General features: G+C 33.3%; 11 protein-coding genes. 6 read left to right on the top strand and 5 right to left on the bottom strand.

Annotated elements, in window-relative coordinates:
• Positions 1-19 precede the first annotated feature (19 nt).
• From EB819_RS11195 to EB819_RS11175, 5 genes are all read left to right on the top strand, one after another.
• Positions 20-1,027 (top strand): DUF8457 domain-containing protein, encoded by a 1,008-nt coding sequence (locus EB819_RS11195; protein ID WP_069799883.1) that lies wholly within the window; start codon positions 20-22, stop codon positions 1,025-1,027.
• 66 nt (positions 1,028-1,093) lie between these two features.
• Positions 1,094-2,461 (top strand): UDP-N-acetylmuramate--L-alanine ligase, encoded by a 1,368-nt coding sequence (locus tag EB819_RS11190; RefSeq protein WP_069799884.1) that lies wholly within the window; start codon positions 1,094-1,096, stop codon positions 2,459-2,461.
• A complete protein-coding gene (gene rsmI, locus EB819_RS11185) occupies positions 2,458-3,132 on the top strand; it encodes a 16S rRNA (cytidine(1402)-2'-O)-methyltransferase (protein ID WP_069799886.1) in 675 nt (224 codons plus the stop codon). Before EB819_RS11190 ends, rsmI begins: the two co-directional genes overlap by 4 nt.
• A 96-nt stretch (positions 3,133-3,228) precedes the next feature.
• Positions 3,229-3,972: a 3-oxoacyl-[acyl-carrier-protein] reductase gene (gene fabG, locus EB819_RS11180; RefSeq protein WP_069799888.1), complete on the top strand. Its 744-nt coding sequence runs from the start codon at positions 3,229-3,231 to the stop codon at positions 3,970-3,972.
• 224 nt (positions 3,973-4,196) lie between these two features.
• Positions 4,197-4,775: a 5'-methylthioadenosine/S-adenosylhomocysteine nucleosidase family protein gene (locus tag EB819_RS11175; protein ID WP_069799890.1), complete on the top strand. Its 579-nt coding sequence runs from the start codon at positions 4,197-4,199 to the stop codon at positions 4,773-4,775.
• Positions 4,776-5,002: 227 nt separating this feature from the next.
• Here EB819_RS11175 and guaC read toward each other — a convergent pair whose 3' ends face one another.
• The 5 genes from guaC to surE all read right to left on the bottom strand — a co-directional run bounded on the left by guaC (position 5,003) and on the right by surE (position 10,851).
• On the bottom strand, positions 5,003-6,046 hold the full coding sequence (gene guaC, locus EB819_RS11170; protein ID WP_069799892.1) for a GMP reductase: 1,044 nt from the start codon (positions 6,044-6,046) through the stop codon (positions 5,003-5,005).
• Between the two features lie 582 nt (positions 6,047-6,628).
• Complete coding sequence (locus EB819_RS11165; protein ID WP_069799894.1) at positions 6,629-8,614, bottom strand: N-6 DNA methylase; 1,986 nt, start codon at positions 8,612-8,614, stop codon at positions 6,629-6,631.
• A gap of 49 nt (positions 8,615-8,663) precedes the next feature.
• Complete coding sequence (locus EB819_RS11160) at positions 8,664-9,620, bottom strand: hypothetical protein (RefSeq protein WP_069799896.1); 957 nt, start codon at positions 9,618-9,620, stop codon at positions 8,664-8,666.
• On the bottom strand, positions 9,617-9,829 hold the full coding sequence (locus EB819_RS11155; protein WP_069799898.1) for a helix-turn-helix transcriptional regulator: 213 nt from the start codon (positions 9,827-9,829) through the stop codon (positions 9,617-9,619). Before EB819_RS11155 ends, EB819_RS11160 begins: the two co-directional genes overlap by 4 nt.
• A gap of 254 nt (positions 9,830-10,083) precedes the next feature.
• Complete coding sequence (gene surE, locus EB819_RS11150; RefSeq protein ID WP_069799902.1) at positions 10,084-10,851, bottom strand: 5'/3'-nucleotidase SurE; 768 nt, start codon at positions 10,849-10,851, stop codon at positions 10,084-10,086.
• 414 nt (positions 10,852-11,265) lie between these two features.
• Here surE and EB819_RS11145 point away from each other — a divergent pair, with 414 nt between their 5' ends.
• Positions 11,266-13,545 (top strand): DUF5686 family protein, encoded by a 2,280-nt coding sequence (locus EB819_RS11145; RefSeq protein ID WP_069799904.1) that lies wholly within the window; start codon positions 11,266-11,268, stop codon positions 13,543-13,545.
• Positions 13,546-13,669: the final 124 nt, after the last annotated feature.

Below are 13,669 nucleotides of genomic sequence, written 5' to 3'. Positions count from 1 at the left end.
AAAAATTAAAAGATTTGCCATGCAAAAATTACAAGAAACACAAGAAAGATTATTCGCTGAAATTAAAGAATTGATTTCAAAGATTTCATCTTTTTCAAATGAAGAAGATTTTATAGCAGAAGCAAGAGTTTTCACAGAACTTCAGGAAAAGGTTATTTCTTTGAAAAATTATTCAGAGATGCTTTCTGTTATTCGTGCCGAAGAAAATGTAGAACAAGATGTTGAAAGACAAGTGATAAACTTTGAAATTGATACTAAAAAAGTAGATGATTTCACTCAACCTGTTGCAGAAATTGAAGAAGAACTAGAAGAGGAACCAGCAGTTGAAGAAAATGCAGTGGCAGAAAAACTTGACGAAGAATATTTCATTGAAAAAGAACAGAATATCAATGATTTGGCTGAAAATATAGAAAAAGAAAAAGAGCAAGAAATTTCTGAAATTACTTTGGCTAAAGAAGAAATGGAGAAAAAAGATGAAGAAGAAAGACTTCATGAGGAAAGAAGAAAAATTATAGATATTCCTGCTCCTGTTCATCATCACGAAGAAAAATCTGAGCCAACTTCAGAAGAAAAATCTGCGAGCCAAGAACACTCTCATCACGAAATCAAAGAACATCACGAGAAAAAATTCAAATTGGCGCATATTAAAGGACTGAAAGCCACTGTTCAAAGCCTTTTTGATGATGATCCTTTAGAACATATTCAAGAAAAAATAGATGTTACTCATATTCCAGAAGAGAAAAAAGCACCAAGTTTACTGAAAACTAATCTTCCTACAGATTATATGGAAGCCGAAAAAACACTTCCAGATTTTAAGTTAGATATTAATGACAGAATTGCTTTTACAAAGGTTCTTTTTAACGGAAGTCAGGTAGAACTGAATCAAGTGGTGAATCGTCTGAATTCTTATGCTACTCTAGAACAAGCGAAGGAATATCTCAGCGAAGTTTATTATGAAAAAGGCTGGGAAAAAGTAGATGAATACGCACAGAGATTGTGGAGCTTAGTAGAAAATAAATTTTTATAGAAATTGCTAGATGTTGGTGCTTGAATGAAATACACCCAACATCTAACATCTAACATCTAACAAATAATGAATATTTCAGATTTTAAAAATCCTTTTTTCATAGGAGTTGCAGGAGTTGGGATGAGTGCAATTGCTCAATACTTGCAGGGAATTGGCAAAAATGTATCGGGAAGCGATAGATATTTTCATCCTGATGAATACAATAAAACTAAGGAACAACTTGAAAATGAAGGAATAAAGTGTTTTCTACAAGACGGAAGTGGAATTACTGCGGAAACTGATTTGGTAGTAGTTTCTACTGCGATTGAAGACACCGTTTACGAAGTAAAAAAAGCCAAAGAACTCGGAATTCCGATTATTAAAAGAAGTCAACTTCTCGCGATGATTGCGAAAAGTAAAAAGACGGTTGCTGTTGCGGGAACTTCAGGAAAATCAACCACTTCGGCAATGCTATTTCAAATTTTGTTGGATGCTGGTTTAGAGCCGTCCATTATTTCTGGAGCGGGTTTAACGAGCATTATTAAACAAGGAAAAATTGGCAATGCTTACGTTGGGAAAGGAGATTGGCTCATTATTGAAGCGGATGAAAGCGATGGTTCGGTTGTTCAATACGAACCAGAAATTGGTTTGCTTTTGAATATTGATAAAGACCATCAAGAAATTGATGAATTGATAGAACTTTTCACGATTTTTAAAAATAATACTAAAAGTTTATACATTGTAAATCAATCGAATGCATTAGCCAAAACTTTGTCGGCGAATGTAAATAACGATTTCGGTTTTGAAACTGAAGCTGGTTTTAATGCTAAAAACTTCAAACAAGAAGGTTTTAAATTAAGCTTTGAAATTGATAATCAAGAATTTACAATGAACGCAATAGGACAGCACACCGTAGAAAATGCTGCGGCTGCAGTTGCAGTTGCCAATCAAATTGGGGTAGATTTAAAAACTTGTGCCGAAAGTTTATCAAAATATGAAGGAATTTATCGTCGTCATCAGATTTTAGGACAAAAAAATGGAGTTTGGGTGATTGATGATTATGCTCACAATCCTGCAAAATGTGCTGCAAGTATTAAGGCTTGTCAACCTTTGGCAGAGAAAGTGGTGGCTTGGTTTCAACCGCATGGTTATGGACCGACAAGATTTTTGAGAAATGATTTTGTAGAAGAAATCTCGAATACACTTCGTGAAAATGATGAAATCTGGATGAGCGAAATTTTTTACGCAGGCGGAACCGCTGTGAAAGATATTTCTGCGAATGATTTAATTGAAGACATAAAAGCGAAAGGCAAAAAAGCTTTTTTTGTAGAAGATAGAAATCAGTTTTTAGAAACGGTAAAACCTTCATTATCAGAAAATTCGGTTTTATTGTTGATGGGAGCTAGAGATCCTAGCTTGGAGGAATTTTGTAAAGATTTGTATGAGAAGTTATGAGCGGAATCCTATATTTTGTTCCAACACCGATTGGAAACCTAGAAGATATGACTTTCAGAGCGATAAAAGTGCTGAAAGAAGTAGATTATATCCTTTGTGAAGACACCAGAACTTCGGGAATTTTGTTGAAACATTACGAAATTTCAAAACATCTAAAATCGTATCATCTTCATAATGAACACGCTGCAACCGAAAAAGTAATTGCAGATTTAAAATCTGGACAAAACATTGCCATTATTACCGATGCAGGAACTCCCGGAATTTCAGATCCTGGATATTTGCTCGGAAAAGCTTGTGCAGATGAAGATTTGGAAATGATTTGTTTGCCGGGAGCAACTGCTTTTGTTCCAGCTTTGGTGGTTTCGGGTTTACCAAATCACGATTTTTATTTCGCAGGGTTTTTACCTCAAAAAAAAGGCAGACAAACCAAACTGAAACAACTCGCCGAAGAAAAAAAAACCATTGTTTTATACGAAAGTCCGCATAAAATTAATACGACTTTAGAACAGATTAAAGAATTTTTCGGAGAAAATACCAAAGTAAGTTTAAGCCGTGAAATTTCTAAAAAGTTCGAAGAAACCAAACGTGGAACTATCGATGAACTCATTGCTTTTTCTAAAAGCAAGACCTTGAAAGGAGAGATTGTTTTGATAGTAAATAATGCTATTTAATTAGTTAAAATATTTTGAAAGCAAAGCTTTGAATGAAGAGTAAATATTTTCTATTAAATTTGCAAAAATTTAAAGTAAAAAAATAATATATACATAATGAAACTACTTGAAGGAAAGGTGGCTCTTATCACAGGAGGAACTCGCGGAATCGGAAAAGGAATTGTAGAAGTTTTTGCAGCACAAGGTGCGAAAGTGGCTTTTACTTATGCAGGTTCTGTAGAAAAAGCACAGGAATTAGAAAAATCATTAAGTTCTGTTACCCAAATCAAAGGTTATCAATCAGATGCTTCAGACCATGAAGCAGCTCAGAAATTGGTAGATGATGTAATGGCAGAATTTGGAAAAATCGATATTTTAATCAATAACGCCGGAATTACCAGAGATAATTTAATGCTCAGAATGTCAAAAGAAGATTGGGACACCATTATCAAAGTAAATCTAGATTCTGTTTTCAACTTGACAAAAGCGGTAATTAAACCTATGATGAAAGCAAGAAGCGGTTCTATTATTAACATGACTTCTGTAGTTGGGGTAAAAGGAAACGCAGGACAAGCGAATTATGCGGCTTCTAAAGCTGGGGTAATTGGTTTTACAAAATCTGTAGCTTTGGAATTGGGTTCTAGAAATATCAGATGTAATGCAATTGCGCCCGGATTTATAGAAACTGAAATGACGGCTGTTTTAGACGAGAAAACCGTACAAGGTTGGAGAGATGCTATTCCTTTAAAACGTGGCGGAACTCCAGAAGATGTAGCCAATGCATGTGTATTCTTCGGAAGCGAAATGTCTGCTTATGTTACAGGTCAAGTCATGAATGTAGATGGTGGAATGCTTACTTAAAATTCTGAAAATCAATCAATAAATACAAAAGACTTCTTCGGAAGTCTTTTCATTTTTAAAGCCTTAAAACGCAAAGCAAATTAGATTAAAACGATAAAAAGGAAGCAAAGATTGAATCAACAAGTTGATTTCCATAAGCTTTTACCATTCGCTAGCGAATGAACTTTGCTTTCTTAGAAAAGTTTGGATAGATGATATTCTTTGCGTTTAAAAAAATAATTAAAATGAAAGAAATAAATATCAACGGAACTGTTTACCAAAATCCACTTCTGGTTTTTGCTTTAGAAGTAGAAGCACAAGAAGAGTTTAATGATTTTCAGAAAATTTTTACTGGAGTAGGGAAGATTAATGCAGCATATCATCTTTTTAAAGGCATAGAAAAGTACAATCCCGATATTGTCATCAATCTGGGAACCGCAGGAAGCACGGCTTTTAATAAGGGAAATGTGGTGTGTTGTACCCAATTTATCCAAAGAGATATGGATGTGATGGCACTCGGTTTTCAAAAATTTGAAACGCCTTTTGCGAATGGAGAAATTATTCTAGAACACGGCATCACTTTAGAAAATATTCCGAATGGAATTTGCGGAAGCGGAGACCAATTCGAAATGGAACATAAAAATCCAGAATACAATGTGATAGAAATGGAAGCATTTGCTTTAGCCAAAGTTTCTAAAGAAGAAAATATCCCTTTTCTTTGTTTAAAATATATTTCCGATGGTGCAGATGGAAACGCAGTAGATGATTGGAGTACTGAAGTAAGAAAAGCAGCCCAAAAACTCAGAGAAACCCTTCTAAAATAGAAAATCCTCGAGTAATTCGAGGATTAAGCTATTATAATTCAAAGAATTATATTTTATTGGAGCACTTGTGTTTTCGAGTGCAAATATAAAAATAATATTTTTTATCTCCAAAAAAATTGATTAGAAATCGCTTGATTTACAGTAGTTTAGATAATAATTACCATTTTAACCAGTAAATACAAATAAAATTGTTGCATTAACATAAATAAAAAGTTTTTTTATCTAAGCTATTCGTTTCCAAAGACTTCATTATGCTGTTCTTGTACTCTGATAAAGGTCGTTCTTTTCGATAATTCCTTGAGTTGAGAAGCGCCAACATACGTACAAGTAGAGCGAACTCCGCCTAAAATATCTTTTACCGTTTCCGCAACTGGTCCTTTGTATTTTACCTTTACAGTTTTTCCTTCAGAAGCACGGTATTCTGCAACGCCACCACTGTGTTTTTCCATGGCGGTTTTAGAACTCATTCCGTAGAATAATCTGAATTTTTTACCGTTTTCTTCTACCATTTCACCGCCACTTTCGTCGTGACCAGCAAACATTCCGCCTAGCATTACAAAATCTGCACCTCCACCAAAAGCTTTGGCTACATCTCCCGGAACTTTGCAACCACCATCACCGATGATATGTCCACCCAAACCATGCGCTGCATCTGCACATTCTATAATCGCCGAAAGCTGAGGATAACCCACTCCAGTTTTCACTCGAGTAGTACACACAGAACCTGGCCCAATTCCTACTTTTATAATATCTGCACCAGCTAAAATGAGTTCTTCTACCATTTCGCCAGTTACCACATTTCCTGCGATGATGGTTTTATCTGGAAAATTTGCGCGAACTTTTTTCACAAAATTCACAAAATGTTCCGAATAACCATTGGCTACATCGATGCAGATGAAGTTTATTTTTGGAAATTTACTGATGATTTCTTTAATTTTTTCTTCGTCACTGCTTCCTGTTCCAGAGCTGATGGCGATATATTGGTAAATGCTTTCTGGAGAATTTTCTAGAAATGCCGACCATTCTTCTAGCGTGTAATGCTTATGAATGGCGGTAATGATTTTTTCTTCTGCAAGAGCCGTTGCCATTTCAAAAGTTCCTACCGTATCCATATTGGCAGCGATAATGGGAACACCACGCCAAGTTTTTTTAGAATTTCTAAAGATAAATTCCCTTTCTAGACTTACTTGAGAACGAGATTTAAGAGTAGAACGTTTTGGGCGAAACATCACGTCTTTGAAGCCCAATTTTATATCATATTCTATGCGCATTTGGTAAAATTATTTTGTTAAAAATAAGGAATTTTTGGATTTCTTGAGCAGAAAAATTCGACAAATGTATAATTCAAAATGATTTAGAAAGCAGTGCAATTCTCTGGAGTTTCATTTGGGTCAAAGTTGACTCAAGTTTTACGTTTGTTCGTGGTTTGTTCGTAATTTAGGGTACTTTTCCGAGGCTGATTCGAAGGAAACACGAACAAACCACGAACAAATCCCAAGCAAAACTCCTATTTGACTGCTAGAAAACTTAAAGGATAGCCCATAAAAAAATCCGCTTTTTGCGGATTTTAGGGTTTATATTTTTCTAAGTAATGGATTAGAAATCCGAGACATCGGCACCAAGTTATTTTCTTAAGACAGGGAAGTGCTTTGCTTTTGTAAAAAAGTCTTTCAAAGCTTCAATAACTCAATGTTAAGCACCCCATCTTTTAGCATTTTTAATCTTAACTAAAAAATAAAACCTCGCTTAAAAGTACTTAAACGAGGTCAAAACGTATGTTTTTGAAAACTATTTTCAAAAAAAAGGAGTTGTGCAACAGCTACTGCTGTTATCTGTCGTTCTTTTTTCGTTTGTTATGCAAATTCTAATTCTATACTTTCTATTTGTTGTTTCGATGCTTGTCGCAGTTCAAATGCTTTTTTCATTTTGTTGCTGATGTCGTCAATCGTTTTTTGTTCGGGCAAATGAATGATAATGTTCGCTAAATCTGTGTCTGAAACATTTGGAATAGCTGCACCTGTTCGATACATAAACATTTGCTTTAAAAACATTTCTGATTTCAAATAATAGAGCAAATAATAACTGTCAATTTTGAAGTTTCGAAATACTCTAAAACCATTTGTGCAAATACTTCCTGCTAAATCTTCTGTTACCAAAGCTGTTGCGTGTTTTCGTGTTCCAACCGAATTTCCTGCGATTGCTGTAATGATGTCGCCTTGTTCAATTTCATAACTTGCTCTGCTTGGTAATTCGTGAACTTGACTTGTTGTAGAGTTGATGATTTCGTAAGAATGTGTGTTGATGTCGGAAAGTTCAACGTATTCAACAATTAAATTCGGGTCTTTTAGTTTTCTGCTTTTTGTTTTTACAATTTCACATATATCGCCTAAACGAACAGTTTTAAAATTCGTCAAGTTCGAAAATAACTTACGATTTTCAGGTGAATAAAAATCATAGTCAAATCGCCCGTTTAATTCGTTGAATTGAATGGAAAAAGAGTTTTGTGTTTCAATTTTTTTGCCTTTTAGAAATGCTTTATAGTTTTCGATTGTAGCCGAAAAATCTTCATCCAAAATCGGTTGTTTGTTTTCATCTTTTATAATTTGTCCGTATTTATCTTTCTGATAAATTGGCGTTCCATTTTTGTTTCCTTGATAACCTAATTTTGTAATTCTACCGAAGAAAATCGGATAATGTTTTTCTTCGTTTTTAGTATCTTTTTCCAAAAACAATAACGATGTTTTTACACCTGTTCCAAATGGAATAAAGGTTTCTTGTGGTAAGTTTACAATAGCTAAAACTTTTGCTTTTTGTTTGATGTAATAACGTAAATAATCCAATGACGGATTTTCAAAATTTCCGTTTGGTAAAACGATTGCCATTCTTCCGCCTTCTTTCAAAAGTTGCAAACAACGCTCAATAAAAAGAATTTCAGCATTTTGGTTTGCGTAAACAGTTTTTGTTTGGTAAAATTCATTGCTTTTGTTCCCCCATTTATGTCCCAAATCGAACTTTGACAAAACAGATGATTGAGTGATTTTTGCACCAAAAGGCGGATTAGTCAAAACCAAATCAAAACCATTTTTTTGACCTAATGAAAGTTTAATACTGTCTAAATCTTCTAACGAATTAGTGCAAAGAATGTTTGTTTTTCCGTTGGCTTCCAAAAGCAATTTCATTTTGGCAATTCGGGCAATACTTCTGTTGATGTCCAAACCGAAAATGTTTTGCGAAACAACTTTTGATGTGTCTAATTTAGGGTTGTTGTCTTGTATATATTTCAAAGCCGACATCAAAAAACCACCACTTCCACAAGCTGGGTCAATGATTGTTTCGTTTGGTTTTGGTTGCATCATTGAAACGCAAAAGTCAATGACAGGTTCTGGCGTGAAAAATTGTCCTCGTCCGTCTTTTTCGTGGTGTGATAAAAACTTTTGAAATGCCAAACCTTTTGCGTCTTGTGAAGAACCAAGTAGTGAAATTCCCTGTAATTTATTGACTGTAAAACCAAGTGCGTTTTGACTTAATTTTATACGGTCGTCCGTATCAAAAATATCTTTATATTCTTTTTGTGTTTTATCAAATAACGCAGTTATTCGGTCGTAAAATGAAGAGACGCTTTTACCCGATTTTATATCGTTCCATTCTTCAGAAGAAACGGAAAACTGTTTCAGTTTTTCGTTTTCGTCAAAAATTTTGATGAACAAAATTTTTACAAACTCTTCCAAAGTTTGTTGTGGTGATAAGCCGTCATTGGCATAAATATAGTCGTGAATTTCCTCAAACCTTTTTAAAAGGTTGTCTTCTTTGGAAAGTTCTATGTCAAATAAAGAATTCATATATTACACATTTGTGTCAAAAATAAAACACAAATGTGTAATATGCAAGTTATTCAATCAAATCTCTTCTCAAATCAATTTGCATATCTTGTTGTTGTACCGAATCCGTTACATCTAAAGTATTGTAAACATCATCAATGTTATCGTACCAATCCTCATATAAGTTTATTAACATTTGACCATTTTCTTGTGGAAATACAATACCCATAATATAGTTTTGTTGAAGATGGTTTTCATCTTTTCCTGAAGAATCTAAATGTTGAGGATTAGCAAATAAAAATTTATGTTCATTATATCTTAGCACAATATCAATTGAAATAATATTGAATTCGTCCTTTCTTGGTGTTGCTTGTGTTCTTTCACTTGCTCCAGATGTACCAGAAACAAAGTGGGTATCAAGAACCATTAATTTTGTGTGCAGATAATTAATACGCTGTCTTATAATTCCTTCTATTTGAGTTCTGGAATATGCAGATAAAGCCCTCATTGATACTAATTTTTCAGTTTCTCTTCTAGGTGGTGATGCAAGATACTTTCTGATTTCTTCAAAACTATAAATAGTATTCCAAGTACGTACTTCGGGAAGGTTTGTTCCTAGCCACTGTTCTATTTGTAATTCTATATCTTGTGAGTGGTCAATCCAACTTATTATTTCATTATGGTCGTACAAGAATTTCTTTAAGTTAGAATAATTATATAATTTATTCCAAATTTCAGTATTAGATTTTACACCCTTGGACTCAACTACATACCAATTATCAGTTTGATTCTTTTTTATGTATAAATCACCGTGATGTTTAGGGTGTTTTAATCCTTCCCATTTTTCTTTTATTCTTAAAACCTCAAATTGATTATTCTCAAGGTGTTGTTTTAAGAGAAGTTCTGTAATTGAACCATTAACATAGCCCTGAGCATTTGGACTTATTTTCAAAGCTTCTAAAAATGTTTCTAAGGTGGTCTTAAATTTTACCGCAACAAATTGCTGGATTTGGTTTATAATACTCATTTTAATTCTTTAAATAGTTCTGTAATTGGAACATTTAAAGCAATGGCAAGTTTTTCTGCAATAACGATTGATACATTCCTTTCGCCTTTTTCAATGCTTGGAATGTATGTCCTATCGATTTCAGCAATTAATGCAAGTTTCTCTTGTGATAGACCTTTTTCTAATCGCAGACGTTTTAAGTTATTGCCAAATTTTTGCTTAATGTCCATAGCACAAAAGTCTCTATTTGTAGAAAGTTGTACAACGGTCAATCGTCAACATAATTTTTTTAAAGAATACTTTCGGGTGGTGGGTGGGTTTGGTATGTTTGATGTTTTCGTATTAGTTAATGTTAGCACTGTCGTTTATAGAATGACAGATAACGGTTCGGCGGATTTGCGAATTACCACGAAGGGAGTTTACTTCCGTTTGTAGGATTTCTCCGTATAACTCAACTATACAAAAATTTTCGCTTAGAAAAACTTTACCCATTCAAAACCTCTCCCAATTCCTGCAAATATTCATGGGCGGTTAAATCAAATTTCACGGGAACTACAGAGATGTAACCATCGGCAAGTGCGTTTTCATCGGCATCTTTTCCTTCGTCTTGGTTGTTAAAATAACCTGTGAGCCAATAGTATTTTTTGCCATGAGGATTTACGCGTTCGTCAAAGCTTTCTTCCCATTTTGCTTGGGCTTGTCTGCAAACTTTGATGCCTTTTATTTCTTCTTTTTTCAGTTTCGGAATGTTCACATTCAGCACAATTCCTTTTGGCAAAGGATTTTCTAAAACCTTTTTTACAATATTTTGGATATAATCTTTGCATTGTGAGAAATCTGCATCCCACGCAAAATCCAGCAGAGAAAATCCTATAGACTGTAAACCTTCTACACCTGCTTCTACTGCGGCAGACATGGTACCAGAATAAATGACATTAATCGAAGAATTAGCACCGTGATTAATTCCAGAAACCACTAAATCTGGTTTTCTGGTCAAGACTTTATCTAGAGCAAATTTTACGCAATCTACAGGAGTTCCGCTCAGTGAATAATCACGCTGAGGTCCTTCTAAGTTGATTTCTTCGAAAGTAAGAGTAGAATTGATGGTAATGGCATGTCCTTTTCCAGATTGAGGTGAGTTAGGCGCTACTACAACTACTTCGCCTATTTCGTTCATAAAATTCACCAAATTTCTAATTCCTGGAGCGGTAATTCCGTCATCATTGGTAACTAATATCAAAGGTTTTTTCATTCTAAAAATTATTTTTATTGATTTTTGTAGTTTCGCAAACTTTTTTGGGGATTGATTATCAATTTAATTAGTGCGATTTTCTTCTTAAAATTAGATTTCAGACAAAATTAATTTATTAAAAACAGATTTTTACTATAAAATGGTAAGATTATTGCTTTTTTAATCCGATTAATTTTTTCGTAATTTTTGAAGAATATTTTGTTTGTCATACAAAACACAGACCTAATTGTTTTCTGAAGTGCGAAAACACAGTTTTCAGAATAAAAACGAAAGTTTTTTCGTTTAATGATTGTATTTATAAATTTTAAATATAATGAATAATGAAATTTTGGTTACAAAAATAAATCAAAATTAATATTAATTTGCGCCCTTGTTTATTAACAAAAATTGAAAGGATATTTAATACCGAAGAATATGAACTATTTTAAACTACTTTTAGTCTTTACTTTTCTTATACCAATTGTAGCTTTTTCTCAGATTAAAGAGAAAAATATTGATGCAGTAGTTATAAAATCTTCAAAAAAGAAATTGAAGAAAAAAGACAATCCTGCATACGAAATCTTGCAACAAGTGTGGAAACACAAGAAAAACAATGGTCTTTCTCAGTTTCAAGACTATCAGTATAATGAGTACGAAAAAATACAGGTAGATGTTATTAATTTAGACAGTACTTTTACGCAAAAGAAAATTTTCAACAAAGTAGATTTTATTTTTAAATATGCGGATACTGTTGATAATAAATTGTCTTTACCTATTTATTTTAATGAAACGGTCTATAAAAATTGGGGTAAAAAAGAACCTGTAAAAAAAGAGAAAAAAGAAGTTTTAGCCAATAAAGCTTCAGGATTTTCTAGTAACGAAGTAGTCGCCAATACTGCTAAAAACCTTTATAAAGACATTAATATTTATGATAATATTCTGAATTTCTTTAACATAGGCTTTACAAGTCCTGTTGCGAAGGATGGTTTTATGAGTTATGATTATGAACTTTTATCAGACCAAAATTACAATAGTGTAGATTGTTATAGAATAAAATATACTCCAAAAAGAAAAGATGTTTTGTCTATTTATGGGATGTTGTATATTTCTAAAGAAAATTATGCGGTTGTAAGAGCTACTTTGAAATCTAGCAAAAACCTAAACGTAAATTTTGTGAACAATTTTTATAATGAGTTGGATTTTGATAACCCAAATGATAGTATTTTCTTGCCAAAGAAAAATTATCAGGAAATACAAATGTCTATCTTAAGTAAAAAAGACAAGTCTAAAAGCTTGGTAATCAAAAAGAATACTACTTTTTCTGATTATTTATTCAATCAAAATTTAAAAGATGAGGTATTTGAACAGAAAACGGAATTTCTAAGCGATGAACAGTTGCAAAAAGACGAAAATTTTTGGGAAGAAAACAGAAAAACACCACTTTCTGAATCAGAAAAGAACATTTATGTAATGATGGATGAGCTTAATAATGTTCCGAAATTTAAAAGAGCTGTAAAGCTTTATGAAACGCTTGCATCTGGCTATTACAACGTTGGGAACGCTATTGATATTGGCGATTTGTATTCTACCATTGGTTTTAATGATGTTGAAGGCTTTAGGGTGAGGGTTGGCGCAAGAACCTTTTTTTCGCCAAATGATATGTGGAGGGCTGCATTTTATACCGCCTACGGATTTAAAGACGGGCAGATAAAATACGGTTTCGAGGCCAGAAAAATGTTCAACCGAGATAATAGATTTACCATAGGAATTGGCACCAGAAGAGATGTAATGCAATTAGGCGCGCAACTTACTACAGATGAGGGAATTATGACGCGTTCTTTTGCCTCTTCAGGAGTTCTTAATTCAGGGAATAATTTTAATTTAAGTTCTGTAAATCAGACCAGTGCATTTGCAGCTATAGACCCTTTTAAAAATTTTACGGTAAGATTAGACGCAACATATCAAACCATAAAATCTGCCAATCCGACTAAATTTTCGCTGGATTTTTATCAAAATAACCAACTTTTTTCAGAACTTAAAGATAGTAAACTAGCACTGAGCATTACCGCAAGACCTGGCGCAAAATTCTCACAATATGGTGTAGATCGTTACGAACATAGTACTTTGGCGCCAACATTTGTTTTGAAATATACCAGAGGTTTAGAAGGCGTTTTCAATGCAGATTTTAATTACAATAAATTGCAGTTTTACTATTATCAGCCATTTTTATTGAAGAGTTTCGGAAGATTAATTCTGAATGTAGAAGCGGGTAAAAACTTCAATACGGTTCCTTTGGCTTTGCAAAATGTAATCCCAGGCAATCAATCTTACGGGCTTACGCCCAACACGTTTTCATTACTCAATTATTATGAATTTGTTACGGATGAGTACCTTAGTTTTCAGGCCGAACATCATTTTAATGGAAAATTACTTTCTTATATTCCCTTAATTAAAAAACTGAAATTGAGAGAAGTAGCATTTTACAGAACCGCAATCGGTAGTTTAAGCGATGCGTCTAAAAATATTAATTCTACCAATATCTTGCTTTCTGCGCCACATCAAAAACCTTATTACGAGTATGGCTTTGGGATTGAAAATATTGGTTTCGGGAACATCAGAATGCTGAGAATAGATTTCAATTGGAGAGGCAATTATTTAGAAAATCCAGGTGCACAAAAATTTGGGATTAAATTCGGATTACAGTATAATTATTAAGAAAAATACATTCTTGTTTCTGTAAATTTTTAAAATCGAAGAAAAAAATCAAAAAAATATATCATATTTTTAAATAAGACATTAAATTTGAGCTTTATTTAAAAATGTATTCTGTAACAAAGCA

Origin of the sequence: Cloacibacterium normanense, assembly GCF_003860565.1 — a bacterium.
In the GTDB taxonomy this organism is placed as follows: Bacteria; Bacteroidota; Bacteroidia; order Flavobacteriales; family Weeksellaceae; genus Cloacibacterium; species Cloacibacterium normanense.
The sequence above is the reverse complement of the archived record's forward strand: the minus strand, read 5'-3'. Positions and strand labels throughout refer to the sequence as shown.

Bases quoted from the DNA above. Each gene is read 5' to 3' on its own strand.
- EB819_RS11145 (WP_069799904.1), top strand. From the start codon at position 11,266: ATGAACTATTTTAAACTACTTTTAGTCTTTACTTTTCTTATACCAATT.
- EB819_RS11190 (WP_069799884.1), top strand. From the start codon at position 1,094: ATGAATATTTCAGATTTTAAAAATCCTTTTTTCATAGGAGTTGCAGGA.
- EB819_RS11165 (WP_069799894.1), bottom strand. From the start codon at position 8,614: ATGAATTCTTTATTTGACATAGAACTTTCCAAAGAAGACAACCTTTTA.
- fabG (WP_069799888.1), top strand. From the start codon at position 3,229: ATGAAACTACTTGAAGGAAAGGTGGCTCTTATCACAGGAGGAACTCGC.
- surE (WP_069799902.1), bottom strand. From the start codon at position 10,851: ATGAAAAAACCTTTGATATTAGTTACCAATGATGACGGAATTACCGCT.
- EB819_RS11155 (WP_069799898.1), bottom strand. From the start codon at position 9,829: ATGGACATTAAGCAAAAATTTGGCAATAACTTAAAACGTCTGCGATTA.
- rsmI (WP_069799886.1), top strand. From the start codon at position 2,458: ATGAGCGGAATCCTATATTTTGTTCCAACACCGATTGGAAACCTAGAA.
- EB819_RS11175 (WP_069799890.1), top strand. From the start codon at position 4,197: ATGAAAGAAATAAATATCAACGGAACTGTTTACCAAAATCCACTTCTG.
- guaC (WP_069799892.1), bottom strand. From the start codon at position 6,046: ATGCGCATAGAATATGATATAAAATTGGGCTTCAAAGACGTGATGTTT.
- EB819_RS11160 (WP_069799896.1), bottom strand. From the start codon at position 9,620: ATGAGTATTATAAACCAAATCCAGCAATTTGTTGCGGTAAAATTTAAG.
- EB819_RS11195 (WP_069799883.1), top strand. From the start codon at position 20: ATGCAAAAATTACAAGAAACACAAGAAAGATTATTCGCTGAAATTAAA.